This window comes from Citrobacter sp. CK195, from assembly GCF_030333365.1.
Classification (GTDB): domain Bacteria; phylum Pseudomonadota; class Gammaproteobacteria; order Enterobacterales; family Enterobacteriaceae; genus Citrobacter_B; species Citrobacter_B koseri.
On sequence record NZ_JAOWGB010000025.1, the window covers coordinates 498086 to 516332 of the forward strand.

At 56.1% G+C, this 18247-nt stretch carries 19 protein-coding genes; 16 read left to right on the forward strand and 3 right to left on the reverse strand.

All coding sequences use genetic code 11. The features are described 5' to 3' along the window. Positions 1 to 35 precede the first annotated feature (35 nt). Entirely contained in the window at positions 36 to 770 is a 735-nt protein-coding gene (gene cysH, locus OGX93_RS16540) for a phosphoadenosine phosphosulfate reductase (RefSeq protein ID WP_058668019.1), read from the forward strand. Between the two features lie 188 nt (positions 771 to 958). Here the strand turns inward: cysH and OGX93_RS16545 are convergent, their stop codons facing one another. Beyond that, positions 959 to 2002: an aminopeptidase gene (locus OGX93_RS16545; protein WP_286448980.1), complete on the reverse strand. Its 1044-nt coding sequence runs from the start codon at positions 2000 to 2002 to the stop codon at positions 959 to 961. A 253-nt stretch (positions 2003 to 2255) separates the two neighbouring features. Here OGX93_RS16545 and cysD point away from each other — a divergent pair, with 253 nt between their 5' ends. From cysD to rpoS, 12 genes are all read left to right on the forward strand, one after another. After that, a complete protein-coding gene (cysD, locus tag OGX93_RS16550) occupies positions 2256 to 3164 on the forward strand; it encodes a sulfate adenylyltransferase subunit CysD (protein WP_012134868.1) in 909 nt (302 codons plus the stop codon). 9 nt (positions 3165 to 3173) lie between these two features. Beyond that, positions 3174 to 4601 carry a sulfate adenylyltransferase subunit CysN gene (gene cysN, locus OGX93_RS16555; RefSeq protein ID WP_058668018.1) on the forward strand — a complete coding sequence of 476 codons (1428 nt, stop codon included), beginning with the start codon at positions 3174 to 3176 and terminating at the stop codon, positions 4599 to 4601. Then, the gene (gene cysC, locus OGX93_RS16560; protein ID WP_058668017.1) at positions 4601 to 5206 is read left to right on the forward strand and encodes an adenylyl-sulfate kinase; all 606 of its coding nucleotides are present in this window, start codon (positions 4601 to 4603) and stop codon (positions 5204 to 5206) included. Before cysN ends, cysC begins: the two co-directional genes overlap by 1 nt. A gap of 49 nt (positions 5207 to 5255) precedes the next feature. Beyond that, complete coding sequence (locus tag OGX93_RS16565; RefSeq protein WP_012134865.1) at positions 5256 to 5579, forward strand: DUF3561 family protein; 324 nt, start codon at positions 5256 to 5258, stop codon at positions 5577 to 5579. 201 nt (positions 5580 to 5780) lie between these two features. Next, on the forward strand, positions 5781 to 6092 hold the full coding sequence (gene ftsB / locus OGX93_RS16570) for a cell division protein FtsB (RefSeq protein WP_012134864.1): 312 nt from the start codon (positions 5781 to 5783) through the stop codon (positions 6090 to 6092). Between the two features lie 18 nt (positions 6093 to 6110). Further along, positions 6111 to 6806 carry a 2-C-methyl-D-erythritol 4-phosphate cytidylyltransferase gene (gene ispD / locus OGX93_RS16575; RefSeq protein ID WP_012134863.1) on the forward strand — a complete coding sequence of 232 codons (696 nt, stop codon included), beginning with the start codon at positions 6111 to 6113 and terminating at the stop codon, positions 6804 to 6806. A 139-nt stretch (positions 6807 to 6945) separates the two neighbouring features. After that, positions 6946 to 7425 carry a 2-C-methyl-D-erythritol 2,4-cyclodiphosphate synthase gene (gene ispF / locus OGX93_RS16580; protein ID WP_012134862.1) on the forward strand — a complete coding sequence of 160 codons (480 nt, stop codon included), beginning with the start codon at positions 6946 to 6948 and terminating at the stop codon, positions 7423 to 7425. Next, entirely contained in the window at positions 7422 to 8471 is a 1050-nt protein-coding gene (truD, locus tag OGX93_RS16585; protein WP_275147540.1) for a tRNA pseudouridine(13) synthase TruD, read from the forward strand. Before ispF ends, truD begins: the two co-directional genes overlap by 4 nt. Beyond that, positions 8452 to 9213: a 5'/3'-nucleotidase SurE gene (gene surE / locus OGX93_RS16590; protein ID WP_012134860.1), complete on the forward strand. Its 762-nt coding sequence runs from the start codon at positions 8452 to 8454 to the stop codon at positions 9211 to 9213. Before truD ends, surE begins: the two co-directional genes overlap by 20 nt. After that, positions 9207 to 9833: a protein-L-isoaspartate O-methyltransferase gene (gene pcm, locus OGX93_RS16595; RefSeq protein ID WP_012134859.1), complete on the forward strand. Its 627-nt coding sequence runs from the start codon at positions 9207 to 9209 to the stop codon at positions 9831 to 9833. Before surE ends, pcm begins: the two co-directional genes overlap by 7 nt. Before the next feature lie 138 nt (positions 9834 to 9971). Continuing rightward, entirely contained in the window at positions 9972 to 11099 is a 1128-nt protein-coding gene (gene nlpD / locus OGX93_RS16600) for a murein hydrolase activator NlpD (protein WP_024130899.1), read from the forward strand. Positions 11100 to 11161: 62 nt separating this feature from the next. Next, positions 11162 to 12154, forward strand: a complete 993-nt coding sequence (rpoS, locus tag OGX93_RS16605; protein ID WP_000081498.1) for an RNA polymerase sigma factor RpoS — start codon at positions 11162 to 11164, stop codon at positions 12152 to 12154. A 134-nt stretch (positions 12155 to 12288) separates the two neighbouring features. Here rpoS and OGX93_RS16610 read toward each other — a convergent pair whose 3' ends face one another. Next, positions 12289 to 12693 (reverse strand): MarR family winged helix-turn-helix transcriptional regulator, encoded by a 405-nt coding sequence (locus OGX93_RS16610; protein ID WP_115608918.1) that lies wholly within the window; start codon positions 12691 to 12693, stop codon positions 12289 to 12291. A gap of 168 nt (positions 12694 to 12861) precedes the next feature. Here OGX93_RS16610 and OGX93_RS16615 point away from each other — a divergent pair, with 168 nt between their 5' ends. From OGX93_RS16615 to OGX93_RS16625, 3 genes are read left to right on the forward strand one after another with little or no spacing between them, the layout of a single operon-like run. Continuing rightward, positions 12862 to 13455 carry a non-oxidative hydroxyarylic acid decarboxylases subunit B gene (locus OGX93_RS16615; protein ID WP_071257924.1) on the forward strand — a complete coding sequence of 198 codons (594 nt, stop codon included), beginning with the start codon at positions 12862 to 12864 and terminating at the stop codon, positions 13453 to 13455. Further along, positions 13455 to 14882 carry a non-oxidative hydroxyarylic acid decarboxylases subunit C gene (locus tag OGX93_RS16620; protein ID WP_200076159.1) on the forward strand — a complete coding sequence of 476 codons (1428 nt, stop codon included), beginning with the start codon at positions 13455 to 13457 and terminating at the stop codon, positions 14880 to 14882. Before OGX93_RS16615 ends, OGX93_RS16620 begins: the two co-directional genes overlap by 1 nt. Before the next feature lie 10 nt (positions 14883 to 14892). Then, positions 14893 to 15129, forward strand: a complete 237-nt coding sequence (locus tag OGX93_RS16625) for a non-oxidative hydroxyarylic acid decarboxylases subunit D (protein WP_012134852.1) — start codon at positions 14893 to 14895, stop codon at positions 15127 to 15129. Positions 15130 to 15601: 472 nt separating this feature from the next. Here the strand turns inward: OGX93_RS16625 and mutS are convergent, their stop codons facing one another. Beyond that, entirely contained in the window at positions 15602 to 18163 is a 2562-nt protein-coding gene (mutS, locus tag OGX93_RS16630) for a DNA mismatch repair protein MutS (protein WP_286448979.1), read from the reverse strand. Between the last annotated feature and the right edge of the window lie 84 nt (positions 18164 to 18247).

Below are 18247 nucleotides of genomic sequence, written 5' to 3' on the forward strand. Positions count from 1 at the left end.
CAGCGCCATCAGGCAAGGCAAACAGTGAGGAACTTATGTCCGTACTCGATCTAAACGCCCTGAATGAATTGCCGAAAGTCGAGCGCGTCATGGCGCTGGCTGAAACCAACGCGCAGCTGGAAAAGTTGGATGCTGAAGGACGCGTGGCGTGGGCGCTGGAGAATCTACCCGGTGAATACGTGCTCTCGTCGAGCTTTGGTATTCAGGCGGCGGTCAGCCTGCATCTGGTTAACCAGATTCGCCCGGATATTCCGGTTATCCTGACCGATACCGGCTATCTGTTCCCGGAAACCTACCAGTTTATTGATGAGCTGACGGAAAAGCTGAACCTGAACCTGAAAGTCTATCGTGCGACGGAAAGCGCGGCCTGGCAGGAAGCCCGCTACGGTAAACTGTGGGAGCAAGGCGTTGAGGGCATTGAGAAATACAATGACATCAACAAAGTCGAGCCGATGAACCGGGCGTTAAAAGAGCTTAACGCGCAAACGTGGTTTGCTGGCCTGCGCCGCGAACAATCCGGGAGCCGGGCGCATCTGCCAGTGCTGGCGATTCAGCGTGGTGTTTTTAAAGTGCTGCCCATCATCGACTGGGATAACCGGACGGTGTACCAGTATCTGCAAAAACACGGTCTGAAATACCATCCGCTATGGGATCAGGGCTATCTGTCGGTTGGCGATACCCACACCACCCGTAAATGGGAGCCCGGCATGGCGGAAGAAGAGACGCGATTCTTCGGGCTGAAGCGCGAGTGCGGGCTGCACGAAGGGTGATTGTTTGCCTGATGGCGCTGCGCTTATCAGGCCTACCAGACAGCACGAAGGGTGATTGTTTTGCCTGATGGCGCTAGCTTATCAGGCCTACAAGACAGTGTTTGTAGGCCTGATAAGGCATTTATGCCGCCATCCGGCAAGTGCAGCTCTGTAGGCCCGGTAAGGCGTAGCCGCCACCGGGCGACACATCAGGCTTTACCGGCTTTCGCCAGTTCTTTTACCAGCGGCAACATGATGCGCACGACATCGCGACTGCGGTGTTCAATTCTTCCTGGTAGCGCCTTGTCGATGTGCTGTTGGTTATCCAGACGCACATCGTGCCAGCTGTTTCCGGCCGGGAATGAAGGCGTTTTCGCACGCTGCTGATAGCCGTCTTTTTTCCCCAGATTCCAGTTGGTGGCTTCAACCGACAGCACGGAAATACCGGCTTTATCGAAGACTTCGGCGTCGTTGCAGCAGCCTGTGCCTTTCGGGTAATCCTTGTTCAGACCCGGATTGGTCGCGGCGGCGATACCGTGGCTGCGCGCAATCGCCAGCGCCCGGTCGCGCGTCAGTTTGCGTACGGCTTCCGGCGTTTGCTGCCCGCTGTTGAAGTAGAGTTTGTCGCCGACAATCAGGTTATCAAGGTTAATTACCAGCAGCGTATTTTTCTTCTCAGCGGCGCTCATCCGCTTAAGCAGGTTTTCTGCGCCCAGTTTTCCCTCTTCTTCACCGCTGGTGGCGATAAAGCGGATGCCGTACTGCGTCGGGATGTCTTTCAGGCGTTCAGCCAGTTCCAGCATCACGCCCAGCCCGGCGGCGTTATCGTCAATGCCCTGCAAGGTTAAACCGCCGAGATTGGCGTCGGTATCGGCATCGCTCAGCGGCGCATAGGTATCCAGGTGCGCCATAATAATAATTTGTTGCGGCGCTTTCCCTTCGTGCGCCGCAATAACGGTACTGCCCGTCACGTTATGCCAGTTCTTGCGATTATTCCTGGCGGTATAAATATAGCGGCTATTAAATGTTCGGATATCGCTGCGATATCCCATCTGCTCAAATTGCTGACGTAAATAATCGGCAGAGAGCATCTCCGCCGGTGTTCCGGTCATTCTGCCGGGAAAGAATGTTGCAATGTGTCGTGCCTGAATAGTGGCGATATCGCCAGGCTTCGGTGACGTTGCCTGCGCGGGAAGGATAAAGCATACGCCGAGCGCCAGGAGCGCTACACGGAGGCGCGATGCGGAAAACATAGTGAGTCCTTAAATACAGAGCAGAAATTTTTACCCGCTTAGTATGAAACCGTGATTGCCGTAAAACAATTTCATTTGCTCTGAAATGCCCTAAATTCGGTGGGTTAAGCACTTTTTGATATTTGCTTTCTCAAATCGTTATTCCTTTGAGGAACTACTCATTCCAATTCGTAATTTCATTCGTTCTCCCGCGCTCCCTATAGTCGTGTTATCTGAATGTTTAGCAAAATAGCGGTATTGCAAAGGAACGGTTATGGACCAAAAACGACTCACCCACCTGCGGCAGCTGGAAGCGGAAAGCATCCATATCATTCGCGAGGTGGCCGCCGAATTTTCTAATCCGGTGATGATGTATTCCATCGGTAAAGATTCCAGCGTCATGCTGCATCTGGCGCGTAAAGCGTTTTATCCAGGTACGTTGCCGTTTCCGCTGCTGCACGTTGATACCGGCTGGAAGTTTCGTGAGATGTACGAATTCCGCGATCGCACCGCAAAGGCCTACGGTTGTGAACTGCTGGTGCATAAAAACCCGGAAGGGGTGGCGATGGGGATTAACCCGTTCGTTCACGGCAGCGCTAAACACACCGATATTATGAAAACCGAAGGGTTGAAACAGGCGTTGGATAAATATGGCTTTGACGCCGCGTTCGGCGGCGCGCGCCGCGACGAAGAGAAGTCGCGCGCCAAAGAGCGTATTTACTCCTTCCGCGACCGCTTTCACCGCTGGGATCCGAAAAACCAGCGCCCGGAGCTATGGCACAACTACAACGGGCAGATTAACAAAGGCGAAAGCATCCGCGTTTTCCCGCTCTCTAACTGGACCGAACAAGATATCTGGCAGTACATCTGGCTGGAAAATATCGAGATCGTGCCGCTGTACCTGGCCGCTGAGCGCCCGGTGCTGGAGCGCGACGGCATGCTGATGATGATCGATGACGATCGTATTGACCTGCAACCCGGCGAGGTGATCAAAAAACGCATGGTGCGTTTCCGTACCCTCGGCTGCTGGCCGCTCACGGGAGCGGTGGAATCCAGCGCGCAGACGCTGCCGGAAATTATTGAAGAGATGCTGGTCTCGACCACCAGTGAACGTCAGGGGCGCGTGATTGACCGCGACCAGGCGGGCTCAATGGAGCTGAAGAAACGTCAGGGGTATTTCTAAGGAGCCGCCATGAACACCACACTTGCACAACAAATCGCTAATGAAGGCGGCGTCGAAGCCTGGATGGTTGCCCAGCAACACAAAAGCCTGCTGCGCTTCTTGACCTGCGGCAGCGTCGATGACGGTAAAAGCACGCTGATTGGCCGACTGCTGCACGATACGCGTCAGATTTATGAAGATCAGCTCTCGTCGCTGCATAACGACAGTAAGCGTCATGGCACCCAGGGTGAAAAACTCGATCTGGCGCTGCTGGTCGACGGGTTGCAGGCTGAGCGCGAGCAGGGAATTACCATTGATGTGGCATACCGCTATTTCTCGACCGAGAAACGCAAATTTATTATTGCCGACACGCCAGGGCACGAGCAGTACACGCGTAACATGGCGACCGGCGCATCGACCTGCGATCTGGCGATCCTGCTGATCGACGCCCGCAAAGGCGTGCTGGATCAGACCCGCCGCCACAGTTTTATCTCTACGCTGCTGGGCATTAAACACCTGGTGGTGGCGATCAACAAGATGGATCTGGTGGGGTTCAGCGAGGAGACGTTCGCCCGTATTCGCGAAGATTACCTGACGTTTGCCGGGCAACTGCCGGGGAACCTGGACATCCGCTTTGTGCCGCTCTCTGCGCTGGAAGGGGATAACGTCGCGACCCAGAGCGCCAGTATGCCGTGGTACAACGGCCCGACGCTGCTGGAAGTGCTGGAGACGGTTGAGATCCAGCGGGTTGTTGACACCCAGCCGATGCGCTTCCCGGTACAGTATGTGAACCGTCCGAACCTCGATTTCCGTGGTTATGCCGGAACGCTGGCCTCCGGCAGCGTGAAGGTTGGGCAGCGTGTCAAAGTTCTGCCGTCCGGCGTTGAATCCAACGTGGCGCGCATCGTCACCTTTGATGGCGATCTGCAAGAGGCGCACGCCGGTGAAGCGATTACGCTGGTGCTGAAAGATGAGATTGACATCAGCCGTGGCGATCTGTTGCTGGATGCAGGCGAAAACCTGCCAGCCGTACAGAGCGCCGCCGTTGATGTGGTATGGATGGCGGAACAACCGCTGTCGGCCGGGCAGAGTTATGACATCAAGATTGCCGGTAAAAAGACCCGTGCGCGCGTCGATGCCATTCGCCATCAGGTTGATATCAACAACCTGACCCAGCGCGAGGTGGAAAGCCTGCCGTTGAACGGTATCGGCCTGGTCGAACTGACTTTTGACGAACCGTTAGTGCTGGATACATACCAGCAGAACCCGGTCACTGGCGGGTTAATCATCATCGACCGGCTGTCCAACGTGACCGTTGGCGCGGGGCTGGTGCGTGAGCCTATTGAGCGCACCGCCGCGACGCCTTCCGGGTTCAGCGCCTTTGAGCTGGAACTGAACGCGCTGATCCGTCGCCACTTCCCGCACTGGGGCGCGCGTGATTTGCTGGGAGGCAAGTAATGGCGCTGCATGACGAAAACGTCGTCTGGCATGCCCATGCGGTAACGCGCGAAGATCGTGAAGCGCTGCATGGGCATAAAGGGGCAGTGGTCTGGTTTACGGGACTTTCCGGTTCGGGGAAATCGACGATTGCAGGCGCGCTGGAAGAGGCCCTGCATAAGCTGGGTGTCAGCACCTGGCTGCTGGATGGCGATAATGTCCGTCACGGCCTGTGCAGCGATCTTGGCTTTAGCGACGCAGACCGTAAAGAGAATATCCGCCGGGTGGGGGAGGTTGCGAACCTGATGGTGGATGCCGGGCTGGTGGTGCTGACGGCGTTTATTTCGCCGCATCGCGCGGAGCGGCAGATGGTGCGCGAGCGCATCGGGGAGGGGCGGTTTATCGAGGTTTTTGTCGATACGCCGCTGGCAACCTGTGAAGCGCGCGATCCTAAAGGGCTGTACAAGAAGGCCAGGGCGGGTGAACTGCGTAATTTCACCGGCATTGATTCGGTATATGAAACGCCTGAATCGCCTGAAGTTCATCTGGATGGTGAACAATTAGTAACAAATTTGGTTGCCCAATTATTAGATCTACTGAGACAGGGCGATATTATCAGATCCTGAGACACCGCCGGGCTTGTATGCCCGGTGAGTCAAGGTTACAGGATTCGATATGCGTAATAGCCATAACATTACTATCACAAGGTCAGATGCCCTCACGACCGACGACGACACAACCTGGTCACTGCCGGGCGCCGTGGTCGGTTTTGCCTCGTGGCTGCTGGCGTTGGGAATTCCCTTTCTCATCTATGGCCCTAACACGCTGTTTTTCTTCCTCTATACCTGGCCCTTCTTCCTGGCGCTCATGCCCGTTGCGGTTGTGGTCGGCGTGGCCCTGCATTCAATCATGAGCGGCAAACTGTTCTACAGCATTACGGCTACGCTATTAACGGTAGGCGCGATGTTTGGCGCGCTCTTCATGTGGCTGTTGGGGTAGGTCAGCCCTCCCTTTTCATGACGGGCGAGAGTGGCCATAATTCAAACCGTAACCAACAATAAGATTATGTTCTCCCTGCACGAGATATGCGGATCGGCGGATAAATGTGGTACATTTGCCCGCGTTGTCGCGGCATTCCCGCCTCAGAGTAGAGTCTCTGGGAAAGTTATGGGATGATGGTGCCGTTTTTCAGGGGGCAGGATGGGTAAACTAACGCTGCTGCTGCTGACTTTACTGGTCTGGTTGCAGTATTCGCTGTGGTTCGGTAAGAACGGCATACATGACTACAGCCGCGTCAACGATGATGTGGCTGCGCAGCAAGCTACGAATGCGAAACTTAAAGCGCGTAACGATCAGCTTTTCGCCGAAATTGACGATCTCAATGGCGGCCAGGAAGCGATCGAGGAGCGCGCGCGTAATGAACTCAGCATGACCAAACCGGGCGAAACTTTTTACCGTCTGGTGCCTGACGCGTCTAAACGTGCTCAGGCTGCGGGGCAAACTAATCGATAAATCAGCCCAGGAAATGACATGGCAGCCACTTTATTGGACGTTTGCGCTGTGGTACCGGCTGCCGGATTTGGCCGCCGAATGCAAACGGAATGTCCTAAGCAATATCTCTCTATTGGCAATAAAACCATTCTTGAACACTCGGTGCATGCGCTGCTGGCGCATCCCCGGGTGACGCGCGTCGTTATCGCAATCAGCCCTGGCGACAGCCGCTTCGCCGAACTTCCTCTGGCGCAACATCCGCAGGTCACCGTCGTGGACGGGGGCGACGAACGCGCCGATTCCGTACTGGCAGGCTTACGGGCGGCCGGTGACGCGCAGTGGGTGCTGGTGCATGACGCCGCCCGGCCTTGTCTGCATCAGGATGACCTGGCGCGTCTGCTCTCGCTTAGCGAAACCAGCCGCACGGGCGGAATCCTCGCCGCTCCGGTACGCGACACCATGAAACGCGCCGAGCCGGGTAAAGCCGCCATTGCGCATACCGTAGAGCGTACCGACCTGTGGCACGCGTTAACGCCGCAATTCTTCCCACGCGAGCTGCTGCATGATTGCCTGAGCCGTGCGCTGAACGAAGGCGCGACCATTACCGATGAGGCGTCCGCGCTGGAGTATTGCGGTTTTCATCCCCAACTGGTTGAAGGCCGGGCTGATAATATAAAAGTCACCCGCCCGGAAGATCTGGCGCTTGCGGAATTTTATCTGACCCGAACAATCTAGACACAAAATCATTCAGGCTGCATCGAGGCGGCAACTGAGTGCATCCCCAGGAGCTTACATAAGTAAGTGACTGGGGTGAACAAAGGCAGCTAACAAAGAGGCAGCTTGAAGGATGATGTGTATATCAGGAGAATGCATAATGCGAATCGGACACGGTTTTGACGTACACGCTTTTGGCGGAGAAGGCCCAATTATCATTGGTGGCGTGCGCATCCCGTATGACAAAGGGCTGCTGGCGCATTCTGATGGCGACGTGGCGCTGCATGCGCTGACCGATGCGCTGCTCGGCGCGGCGGCGCTTGGCGATATCGGCAAACTTTTCCCGGATACCGATCCGGCCTTTAAAGGCGCGGACAGCCGCGAATTGCTGCGGGAAGCATGGCGACGCATTCAGGCCAAAGGCTATACCCTTGGTAACGTGGACGTGACCATTATCGCCCAGGCGCCGAAGATGCTGCCGCATATCCCGCAAATGCGCGTGTTTATCGCGGAAGATCTTGGTTGTCATATGGATGATGTCAACGTCAAGGCGACCACCACGGAGAAACTCGGGTTCACCGGGCGTGGGGAAGGGATTGCCTGTGAAGCGGTGGCGTTACTGATTAAGGCCGCGAAATGACCGAGTTTGAAAACCTGACGTACCTCCACGGAAAGCCGCAGGGCACCGGGCTGCTTAAAGCGAACCCGGAAGATTTTGTGGTGGTTGAAGATTTAGGTTTTGAGCCAGATGGCGAAGGCGAACATATTCTGGTTCGCATTCTGAAAAACGGTTGTAACACCCGTTTTGTGGCCGATGCGCTGGCGAAATTCCTTAAAATTCATGCCCGTGAAGTGAGCTTTGCCGGGCAGAAAGACAAGCATGCCGTCACTGAACAGTGGCTGTGTGCGCGCGTGCCGGGCAAAGAGATGCCAGACCTGAGCGCATTCCAGATTGAAGGCTGTAAAGTGCTGGAGTACGCTCGTCACAAACGTAAGCTGCGTTTAGGCGCGCTGAAGGGCAACGCGTTTACGCTGGTGCTGCGTGAAGTCAGCCATCGTGATGATGTCGAAGCCCGGCTACAGGCCATCAATACGCGCGGCGTACCAAACTATTTTGGCGCGCAGCGATTCGGCATTGGCGGCAGCAACCTGCAAGGCGCGCTGCGCTGGGCGCAAAGCAATGCGCCGGTGCGCGATCGCAATAAACGCAGTTTTTGGTTGTCGGCGGCCCGCAGTGCGTTGTTTAATCAGATCGTCAACGAACGCGTGAAAAAACCAGACTTTAATCAAGTTGTTGATGGCGATGCGCTACAATTAGCGGGGCGCGGGAGCTGGTTTGTGGCCACGCAGGAAGAACAGGCGGAATTGCAGCGTCGCGTTGACGAAAAAGAACTGATGATTACGGCGGCGCTTCCCGGTAGCGGCGAGTGGGGAACCCTGCGCGACGCGCTGGCGTTTGAAGAGGCTGCCATTGCGGATGAGAGTGAACTGCAATCGTTACTGCTGCGCGAAAAGGTTGAAGCGGCGCGCAGGGCGATGCTGCTCTATCCGCAACAATTACGCTGGAACTGGTGGGATGACGTCACCGTTGAGCTGCGCTTCTGGCTACCGGCAGGCAGTTTCGCCACCAGCGTCGTAAGGGAACTGATTAACACAATGGGTGATTATGCGCATATTGCTGAGTAACGATGATGGGGTCCACGCGCCCGGTATACAAACGCTGGCGAAAGCGCTGCGTGAGTTTGCTGACGTACAGGTCGTCGCCCCGGATCGTAACCGCAGTGGCGCGTCAAACTCGCTGACGCTGGAATCCTCGCTTCGTACCTTTACCTTTGATAACGGCGATATCGCCGTGCAGATGGGCACACCGACCGACTGCGTCTACCTGGGCGTGAACGCGCTGATGCGTCCGCGCCCGGATATTGTGGTTTCAGGCATTAACGCGGGCCCTAATCTGGGCGATGATGTCATCTATTCCGGGACCGTCGCCGCAGCGATGGAGGGCCGTCACCTGGGTTTTCCCGCGCTGGCGGTATCGCTTGACGGCCATCAGCACTATGAGACGGCGGCAGCGGTAACCTGCTCTATTTTGCGTGCATTACGTCGGGAGCCGCTGCGTACCGGACGCATTCTGAATATCAATGTCCCGGATCTGCCGCTGGATCAAATCAAAGGCATTCGCGTAACCCGCTGCGGCAGCCGCCATCCGGCCGATCAGGTTATTCCACAGCAGGACCCGCGCGGCAACACGCTGTACTGGATCGGCCCGCCGGGCGGCAAATGCGACGCCGGGCCGGACACCGATTTTGCAGCGGTGGATGAGGGCTATGTCTCCGTTACCCCGCTGCATGTGGATTTAACGGCGTATAGCGCGCATGATGTGGTTTCGGACTGGTTAGACAGCGTGGGAGTTGACGCGCAATGGTAAGCAGACGCGTACACACTCTTCTTGAACAATTGCGCGCTCAGGGCATCAAAGATGAGCAAGTGCTGGATGCGCTTGCCGCCGTCCCGCGTGAAAAGTTTATTGATGAAGCGTTTGAACATAAAGCCTGGGACAATATCGCTTTGCCGATTGGCCAGGGGCAGACCATTTCGCAGCCCTATATGGTGGCGCGAATGACAGAATTGCTTGAGCTGACGCCGCAATCCAGAGTGCTGGAGATCGGCACCGGCTCCGGGTATCAGACAGCGATTCTCGCGCATCTGGTACAGCATGTGTGCTCGGTGGAGCGCATTAAAGGGCTGCAATGGCAGGCGCGTCGTCGCCTGAAACAGCTTGATTTACACAATGTTTCAACTCGTCATGGCGATGGATGGCAAGGTTGGCAGGCTCGCGCCCCGTTTGACGCCATCATCGTGACGGCAGCTCCGCCGGAAATTCCGACGGCGTTAATGACGCAACTGGATGAAGGCGGGATTCTCGTTTTACCCGTGGGTGAGGAGCATCAGTTCTTGAAACGGGTGCGTCGCCGGGGAGGCGAATTTATTATCGATACCGTGGAGGCCGTCCGCTTTGTGCCTTTAGTGAAAGGCGAACTCGCTTAAGCATCCTTTAATACCCGGATTTTTCCTGGTTATTTTATAAAGGGTAAGCGTATTGTGGGGACGTTTCCAGCGTCCAGGCCGATGCCTTGCACGGTTATTACGTCACTGGTTGTTAACCAAATTTTTCCTGGGGGATAAATGAGCGCGGGAAGCCCAAAATTCACCGTTAGCCGCATTGCGGCATTGTCGCTGGTTTCGCTATGGCTGGCAGGTTGTTCCAATTCTTCGAATCCTCCTGCGCCGGTAAGCTCAGTTAATGGTAATGCCCCGTCGAGCACCAGCTCCGGGATGCTGATCACGCCGCCGCCCAAAATGGGGACAACGGCGCAACAAACGCCGCAGATTCAGCCCGTGCAGCCTGTTCAACCGGTTGCCCAGTCCCGGCAGATCCAGCCGGTCGCTGAGCAGCCTGTGCAAATGGAAAATGGCCGTATCGTGTACAACCGCCAGTATGGGAACATTCCGAAAGGCAGCTACACCGGTGGCAGCACATACACCGTTAAAAAAGGCGACACGCTTTTTTATATCGCCTGGATCACCGGGAACGATTTCCGCGACCTTGCTCAGCGTAACAACGTTCCGGCCCCATACGGCCTGAATGTGGGGCAAACGCTCCAGGTCGGCAATGCCTCAGGCACGCCAATTACCGGCGGCAACGCGATTACGCAGGCGGATGCAGTAGAGCAAGGAGTTGTGACCAAACCTGCACAAAATTCCACCGTTGTAGTTGCGTCGAAACCGACAATTACGTATTCTGAGGATTCAGGTGAACAAAGTGCTAATAAAATGTTGCCGAACAACAAGCCTGCTGGGACCGTGGTCACAGCGCCTGTAACGGCACCAACAGCGAGCACAACCGAACCGACTGCAAGCAGTACGTCAACCAGTTCGCCAATCTCCACATGGCGCTGGCCGACTGAGGGCAAAGTGATCGAAAACTTCGCGGCTACCGAAGGTGGCAACAAAGGGATCGACATTGCAGGCAGTAAAGGACAGGCTATTGTCGCGACCGCAGATGGACGCGTCGTATATGCCGGTAACGCGCTGCGCGGTTACGGTAATCTTATTATCATCAAACACAACGATGATTACCTGAGTGCCTACGCCCATAACGATACGATGCTGGTCCGGGAACAACAAGAAGTTAAGGCGGGGCAAAAAATCGCTACCATGGGTAGCACCGGAACCAGTTCTACACGCTTGCATTTTGAAATTCGTTACAAGGGGAAATCCGTAAACCCGCTGCGCTATTTACCGCAGCGATAATTCGGCGGAACCAGGCTTGCACTTGCTAGTTCCGTCCAGGGATCACGGGTAGGAGCCACCTTATGAGTCAGAATACGCTGAAAGTTCATGATTTAAATGAAGACGCGGAATTTGATGAGAACGGAGTAGAGGCTTTTGACGAAAAAGCCTTGAGTGAAGAGGAACCCAGTGATAACGACCTGGCTGAAGAGGAGCTGTTATCGCAAGGGGCCACACAGCGTGTGTTGGACGCGACTCAGCTTTACCTTGGTGAGATTGGTTATTCGCCACTGTTAACGGCCGAAGAAGAAGTTTATTTTGCGCGTCGCGCACTGCGTGGAGATGTTGCCTCTCGCCGTCGCATGATTGAGAGTAACTTGCGTCTGGTGGTAAAAATTGCCCGCCGTTATGGCAATCGTGGACTGGCGTTGCTGGACCTGATTGAAGAGGGCAATCTGGGGCTTATCCGTGCCGTCGAGAAGTTTGACCCTGAACGTGGGTTCCGTTTCTCAACATACGCTACCTGGTGGATTCGCCAGACGATCGAACGGGCCATTATGAACCAAACCCGTACGATTCGACTGCCGATTCACATTGTTAAAGAGCTGAACGTCTATCTGCGTACCGCACGAGAGTTGTCGCATAAACTGGATCACGAACCGAGCGCGGAAGAGATAGCAGAGCAACTGGATAAACCGGTTGATGACGTCAGCCGTATGCTTCGTCTCAACGAGCGCATAACCTCGGTAGACACCCCGCTGGGTGGTGATTCCGAAAAAGCGTTGCTGGATATCCTGGCCGATGAAAAAGAGAACGGCCCGGAAGACACCACGCAAGATGATGATATGAAACAGAGTATCGTCAAATGGCTGTTCGAACTGAACGCCAAACAGCGTGAAGTGCTGGCACGTCGTTTCGGTCTGCTGGGGTATGAAGCGGCGACACTGGAAGATGTGGGGCGTGAAATTGGTCTCACCCGTGAACGTGTTCGTCAGATTCAGGTTGAAGGCCTGCGTCGTCTGCGCGAAATTTTGCAGACTCAGGGGCTGAATATCGAAGCGCTGTTCCGTGAGTAAGTGATTATTCGTCAAAAAAAGGCCAGTCGTGAGACTGGCCTTTTTCTTTGGCCGTCAATTCGTAGCCGTCATCCGGCACTTATTGCCCGATGGCGCTTTACTTATCGGGCCGATAAAAATATCCCAGGCTGACTTTACCCCATCATCTTACGCACCAGCTGCGTGAACTGCTCACGCTCATCGTCGCTCAGGCGCCCTAAAAATTCATCATCCACACGATCCCCCAACGGCATGGCGCCGGTCAGCAGCGTTTCTCCTTCGCCAGTGAGATAAACAAAGCGGCGGCGTTTATCTTGTGGATCGCTTTCCCGCGTCACCAGTCCCCGGCTTTCCATTCGGCTTAGCATCTCCGCCAGCGTCGCTTTTGTACTGACCGCCGCCTCCATTAGGGCAATCTGCTCAATGCCTGGATGCTCAGCAATAGCGCGCATTACCGCATACTGTGGCTTGGTCAGTTCCGGTAATTCGTGCTGCCAGCGGGACGTATGCTGTTGAAAAAGCTGACGTAACAGATGAAACGCTGTGTTTCGTAACTCCATGTGCGCTCCTGGAAAAATATCTGTTGCTATCATAACGGGTTGTAGCAATTTTTATAATGCTCAATCTTTTAGCTCTCCGTGCGGCTATGGGGAATGAAGCTTGTCCAGGTATTCCGGGTAGCGTATTTTATCTAAAACGTTCGTATACGAACAAAAATGGAGTGATGAATGAGACTGATTGTGGGGATGACTGGCGCAACGGGGGCGCCGCTAGGCATTGCGTTGCTACAGGCGCTGCGGCAAATGCCGACAGTAGAAACACACCTGGTAATGTCTAAGTGGGCCAAAACGACCATTGAGCTGGAAACGCCTTACAGTGCGCGAGATGTTGCCGGACTGGCTGATTACTGCCATAACCCGGCGGATCAGGCGGCGACGATCTCTTCCGGCTCATTTCGCACCGACGGCATGATCATTATTCCTTGCAGTATGAAAACGCTGGCGGGGATTCGCGCAGGATATGCCGAGGGGTTAGTTGGCCGTGCCGCCGACGTGGTGCTGAAAGAAGGGCGCAAACTGGTGCTGGTGCCGCGTGAAATGCCGCTCAGCACGATCCATCTGGAAAACATGCTCGCCCTTTCTCGCATGGGGGTCGCGATGGTGCCGCCCATGCCTGCTTTCTACAACCATCCGCAAACCATTGATGATATTACGCAGCATATTGTGGCGCGTGTGCTGGATCAGTTTGGTCTGGAGCATCCGCGTGCCCGGCGCTGGCAGGGGTTGCAGCAGGCGCAGAATTTTTCACAGGAGAATGAATAATGGCATTTGATGACTTACGCAGCTTTTTGCAGGCGCTCGACGAGCAGGGGCAACTGCTGAAAATCAGTGAAGAAGTGAATGCAGAGCCGGATCTGGCTGCTGCGGCTAACGCAACCGGGCGCATTGGCGACGGAGCGCCGGCGCTGTGGTTCGACAATATCCGTGGCTTCACGGATGCGCGCGTGGCGATGAACACTATTGGCTCCTGGCAGAACCATGCCATCTCTTTAGGCTTGCCGCCTAATACGCCAGTAAAAAAGCAAATTGATGAATTTATCCGCCGCTGGGACACGTTCCCCGTCGCCCCCGAGCGCCGTGTCAACCCGGCGTGGGCGGAAAACACCGTTGATGGCGAGGCGATCAACCTGTTTGATATTCTGCCGCTGTTTCGCCTCAACGATGGCGATGGCGGCTTCTATCTGGATAAAGCCTGTGTCGTCTCCCGCGATCCGCTCGACCCGGATCACTTCGGCAAGCAGAATGTGGGTATTTACAGGATGGAAGTGAAAGGCAAGCGCAAGCTGGGCCTGCAACCGGTGCCAATGCACGATATCGCGCTGCATCTGCATAAGGCGGAAGAGCGTGGCGAAGATCTGCCGATTGCTATTACGCTCGGTAACGATCCGATCATTACTCTGATGGGCGCCACGCCGCTGAAATACGATCAGTCTGAGTATGACATGGCGGGTGCGCTGCGCGAAAGCCCATACCCGATCGCCACCGCGCCGCTGACCGGCTTTGATGTGCCGTGGGGCTCAGAAGTGATCCTTGAAGGGGTGATCGAAAGCCGTAAGCGTGAAATTGAAGGGCCGTTTGGCGAGTTTACCGGCCACTATTCTGGTGGGCGCAATATGACGGTGGTGCGCATCGACAAAGTGTCTTATCGCACTAAACCGATTTTTGAATCGCTCTATCTGGGGATGCCGTGGACTGAAATCGACTACCTGATGGGACCAGCGACCTGTGTGCCGCTGTATCAGCAGCTGAAAGCGGAGTTCCCGGAGGTGCAGGCGGTTAACGCCATGTATACCCACGGTCTGCTGGCGATTATCTCGACCAAAAAACGCTACGGTGGATTTGCCCGCGCGGTTGGCCTGCGGGCAATGACCACGCCGCACGGTCTGGGCTATGTGAAGATGGTGATTATGGTTGATGAGGATGTCGATCCGTTCAACCTGCCGCAGGTGATGTGGGCGCTGTCGTCGAAGGTCAACCCGGCAGGCGATCTGGTGCAGCTGCCGAACATGTCGGTACTGGAACTGGACCCAGGCTCAAGCCCGGCGGGGATCACTGACAAACTGATCATCGACGCCACAACGCCGGTTGCGCCGGATAATCGCGGCCACTACAGCCAGCCGGTATGTGATTTACCGGAAACCAAAGCCTGGGCTGAAAAGCTGACTGCCATGCTGGCCAACCGTAAATAAGGAGTAGCAGATGATTTGTCCACGTTGCGCTGATGAACATATTGAATTGATGGCGACCTCTCCGGTCAAAGGGATCTGGACGGTGTATCAGTGCCAGCATTGTCTGTACACCTGGCGTGATACCGAGCCGCTACGCCGTACCAGCCGTGAACATTACCCGCAAGCGTTTCGCATGACGCAGAAAGATATTGATCAAGCGCCGATGGTGCCGGGCATTCCACCGCTGCTGGCGGAAGATAAGCGTTAATAAAAAAGCCGGATGGCGGCTGACGCCTTATCCGGCCTACGTATTGTGGTGTGTCTTGCTGGCCTGTGCATCGGGCGTTGTGCCGGATGGCGGCTGACGCCTTATCCGGCCTACGGATTGTGGTGTGTCTTGCTGGCCTGTGCACCGGGCGTTGTGCCGGCTGACGCCTGACGCCTGACGCCTTATCCGGCCTACGGATTGTGATGTGTCTTGCTGGCCTGTGCATCGGGCGTTGTGCCGGATGGCGGCTACGCCTTATCCGGCCTACGGATTGTGCGGTGTCTTGCTGGCCTGTGCATCGGGCGTTGTGCCGGATGGCGGCTGGCGCCTTATCCGGCCTACGGATTGTGGTTGTGTTTTGCTGGTTCGTGCACCGGGCGTTGTGCCGGATGGCGGCTACGCCTTATCCGGCCTACGTATTGCGATGCTTCTTGTAGGCCCGGTAAGCGTAGCGCCACCGGGCGTTTCTGATTTACACCAGACTCTTCAACCGGTAGATCCACTCCAGCGCCTGGCGTGGCGTCAGAGAGTCAGGGTCGAGGTTCTCCAGCGCTTCAACGGCAGGAGAGGTCTCTTCCGCAACCGACAGCAGCGACATCTGCGTACCGTCCACCTGGGTCGCGGCGGCATTCGGCGAGAGGCTTTCCAGCTCGCGCAGCTTCTGCCGCGCGCGTTTGATCACCTCTTTCGGCACGCCCGCCAGCGCAGCTACCGCCAGACCGTAACTCTTGCTTGCCGCCCCGTCCTGCACGCTGTGCATAAAGGCGATGGTATCGCCGTGCTCCAGCGCGTCCAGATGCACATTCGCGACGCCTTCCATTTTCTCCGGCAACTGCGTCAGTTCGAAGTAGTGGGTGGCGAACAGCGTCAGCGCTTTGATCTTATTCGCCAGATTTTCCGCACACGCCCACGCCAGCGACAGGCCGTCATAGGTCGATGTGCCGCGCCCGATTTCGTCCATCAAAACCAGACTGTTTTCGGTCGCGTTGTGCAAAATATTGGCGGTTTCGGTCATCTCGACCATGAAGGTTGAACGACCGGAAGCCAGATCGTCCGCCGCGCCTACGCGGGTAAAGATGCGGTCGATCGGGCCAATCTCAACGCTTTGCGCTGGCACGTAGCTGCCAATATACGCCAGCAGCGCAATCAGCGCGGTCTGACGCATATAGGTGCTTTTACCCCCCATGTTCGGCCCGGTGATAATCAGCATCCGGCGCTGCGGGGAAAGGTTCAGCGGGTTGGCGATAAACGGCTCGTTCAGCACCTGCTCGACAACCGGATGGCGACCTTCGGTAATCCGAATGCCGGGCTTATCGCTAAAGGTCGGACAGGTATAATTCAGCGTATACGCGCGTTCAGCCAGGTTGACCAGCACGTCCAGCTCAGCCAGCGCATTGGCGCTCTGTTGCAGCTCTGCCAGGTGAGGGAGCAGCAGATCGAACAGTTCGTCATAAAGCTGTTTTTCCAGCGCCAGCGCTTTGCCTTTAGAGGTCAGAACTTTGTCTTCGTACTCTTTCAGCTCGGGAATAATGTAGCGCTCGGCGTTTTTCAGCGTCTGGCGACGGACGTAGTTAATGGGCGCCAGGTGGCTTTGCCCACGGCTGATCTGGATGTAATAACCGTGTACGGCGTTAAAGCCGACTTTCAGCGTATCCAGCCCGGTACGTTCACGCTCGCGGATTTCCAGACGATCGAGATAGTCGGTCGCCCCGTCAGCCAGCGCGCGCCATTCGTCCAGCTCTTCGTTGTAGCCCGGCGCAATAACGCCGCCGTCGCGTACCAGAACCGGCGGCGCGTCGATAATGGCGCGTTCCAGCAGATCGCGCAGTTCGGTAAACTCGCCCATTTTCTCGCGCAGGTTCTGCACGGGGGCGCTGGTTACGGTTTCAAGCTGTGCGCGCAGTCCCGGTAACTGCTGGAAGGCGTGACGCATACGGGCGAGATCGCGTGGTCGGGCGGTACGCAAGGCCAGACGGGCGAGGATACGCTCCAGGTCGCCCACCTGACGCAGCACCGGTTGTAATTCACTGGTCACATCCTGCAACGCGCCAATAGTCTGCTGACGTTCGATCAGGGTTTTCGTGTCGCGCACCGGCATATGCAGCCAGCGTTTGAGCATACGGCTGCCCATTGGCGTGACGGTGCAGTCGAGCACCGAAGCCAGCGTATTGTCCACGCCGCCCGCCAGGTTCTGGGTGATCTCCAGGTTGCGGCGCGTGGCGGCATCCATAATGATGCTGTCCTGCTGGCGTTCCATCGTAATGGAGCGAATGTGCGGCAGTGAAGTGCGCTGGGTGTCTTTGACGTACTGCAACAGACAGCCTGCGGCGCACAGTCCGCGTGGTGCGTTCTCTACGCCAAAGCCGATCAGGTCCCGCGTACCAAATTGCAGGTTTAGCTGCTGGCGAGCGGTATCGATTTCAAATTCCCACAGCGGGCGACGGCGTAAACCACGGCGGCCGTCGATCAGCGCCATTTCGGCAAAATCTTCGGCGTACAGTAGTTCTGCCGGGTTAGTGCGCTGTAATTCTGCGGCCATCGTTTCACGGTCAACCGGTTCGCTTAAGCGAAAACGCCCGGAGCTGATGTCCAGCGTGGCGTAACCGTAGCCTTTGCTGTCCTGCCAGATGGCGGCCAGCAGGTTGTCCTGGCGCTCCTGCAACAGCGCTTCATCGCTGATGGTACCAGGCGTAACGATGCGCACGACCTTACGTTCAACCGGGCCTTTGCTGGTGGCCGGATCGCCAATCTGTTCACAGATTGCGACGGACTCCCCTTGGTTGACCAGCTTCGCAAGGTAGTTTTCGACGGCGTGATGCGGGATGCCCGCCATCGGAATCGGTTCGCCCGCCGATGCGCCGCGTTTGGTCAGCGAAATATCGAGTAATTGCGAGGCGCGGCGTGCATCGTCGTAAAACAGTTCGTAAAAATCGCCCATGCGGTAAAACAGCAGGATCTCCGGGTGCTGGGCTTTCAGCTTGAGATACTGCTGCATCATGGGGGTATGGGCGTCGAGATTATCGATTGTACTCATGGAGTCGTGTCCAGTTCCCTGATTTTAAATGGATTGCGATGCTTTTTCTTTTCGTTGTTATCACATAAGGGGCACATGATAACG

What these genes read in the sequence shown, in the direction of transcription:
- cysH (WP_058668019.1), top strand. Translation starts at nt 36, where the DNA reads ATGTCCGTACTCGATCTAAACGCCCTGAATGAATTGCCGAAAGTCGAG.
- OGX93_RS16545 (WP_286448980.1), bottom strand. Translation starts at nt 2,002, where the DNA reads ATGTTTTCCGCATCGCGCCTCCGTGTAGCGCTCCTGGCGCTCGGCGTA.
- cysD (WP_012134868.1), top strand. Translation starts at nt 2,256, where the DNA reads ATGGACCAAAAACGACTCACCCACCTGCGGCAGCTGGAAGCGGAAAGC.
- cysN (WP_058668018.1), top strand. Translation starts at nt 3,174, where the DNA reads ATGAACACCACACTTGCACAACAAATCGCTAATGAAGGCGGCGTCGAA.
- cysC (WP_058668017.1), top strand. Translation starts at nt 4,601, where the DNA reads ATGGCGCTGCATGACGAAAACGTCGTCTGGCATGCCCATGCGGTAACG.
- OGX93_RS16565 (WP_012134865.1), top strand. Translation starts at nt 5,256, where the DNA reads ATGCGTAATAGCCATAACATTACTATCACAAGGTCAGATGCCCTCACG.
- ftsB (WP_012134864.1), top strand. Translation starts at nt 5,781, where the DNA reads ATGGGTAAACTAACGCTGCTGCTGCTGACTTTACTGGTCTGGTTGCAG.
- ispD (WP_012134863.1), top strand. Translation starts at nt 6,111, where the DNA reads ATGGCAGCCACTTTATTGGACGTTTGCGCTGTGGTACCGGCTGCCGGA.
- ispF (WP_012134862.1), top strand. Translation starts at nt 6,946, where the DNA reads ATGCGAATCGGACACGGTTTTGACGTACACGCTTTTGGCGGAGAAGGC.
- truD (WP_275147540.1), top strand. Translation starts at nt 7,422, where the DNA reads ATGACCGAGTTTGAAAACCTGACGTACCTCCACGGAAAGCCGCAGGGC.
- surE (WP_012134860.1), top strand. Translation starts at nt 8,452, where the DNA reads ATGCGCATATTGCTGAGTAACGATGATGGGGTCCACGCGCCCGGTATA.
- pcm (WP_012134859.1), top strand. Translation starts at nt 9,207, where the DNA reads ATGGTAAGCAGACGCGTACACACTCTTCTTGAACAATTGCGCGCTCAG.
- nlpD (WP_024130899.1), top strand. Translation starts at nt 9,972, where the DNA reads ATGAGCGCGGGAAGCCCAAAATTCACCGTTAGCCGCATTGCGGCATTG.
- rpoS (WP_000081498.1), top strand. Translation starts at nt 11,162, where the DNA reads ATGAGTCAGAATACGCTGAAAGTTCATGATTTAAATGAAGACGCGGAA.
- OGX93_RS16610 (WP_115608918.1), bottom strand. Translation starts at nt 12,693, where the DNA reads ATGGAGTTACGAAACACAGCGTTTCATCTGTTACGTCAGCTTTTTCAA.
- OGX93_RS16615 (WP_071257924.1), top strand. Translation starts at nt 12,862, where the DNA reads ATGAGACTGATTGTGGGGATGACTGGCGCAACGGGGGCGCCGCTAGGC.
- OGX93_RS16620 (WP_200076159.1), top strand. Translation starts at nt 13,455, where the DNA reads ATGGCATTTGATGACTTACGCAGCTTTTTGCAGGCGCTCGACGAGCAG.
- OGX93_RS16625 (WP_012134852.1), top strand. Translation starts at nt 14,893, where the DNA reads ATGATTTGTCCACGTTGCGCTGATGAACATATTGAATTGATGGCGACC.
- mutS (WP_286448979.1), bottom strand. Translation starts at nt 18,163, where the DNA reads ATGAGTACAATCGATAATCTCGACGCCCATACCCCCATGATGCAGCAG.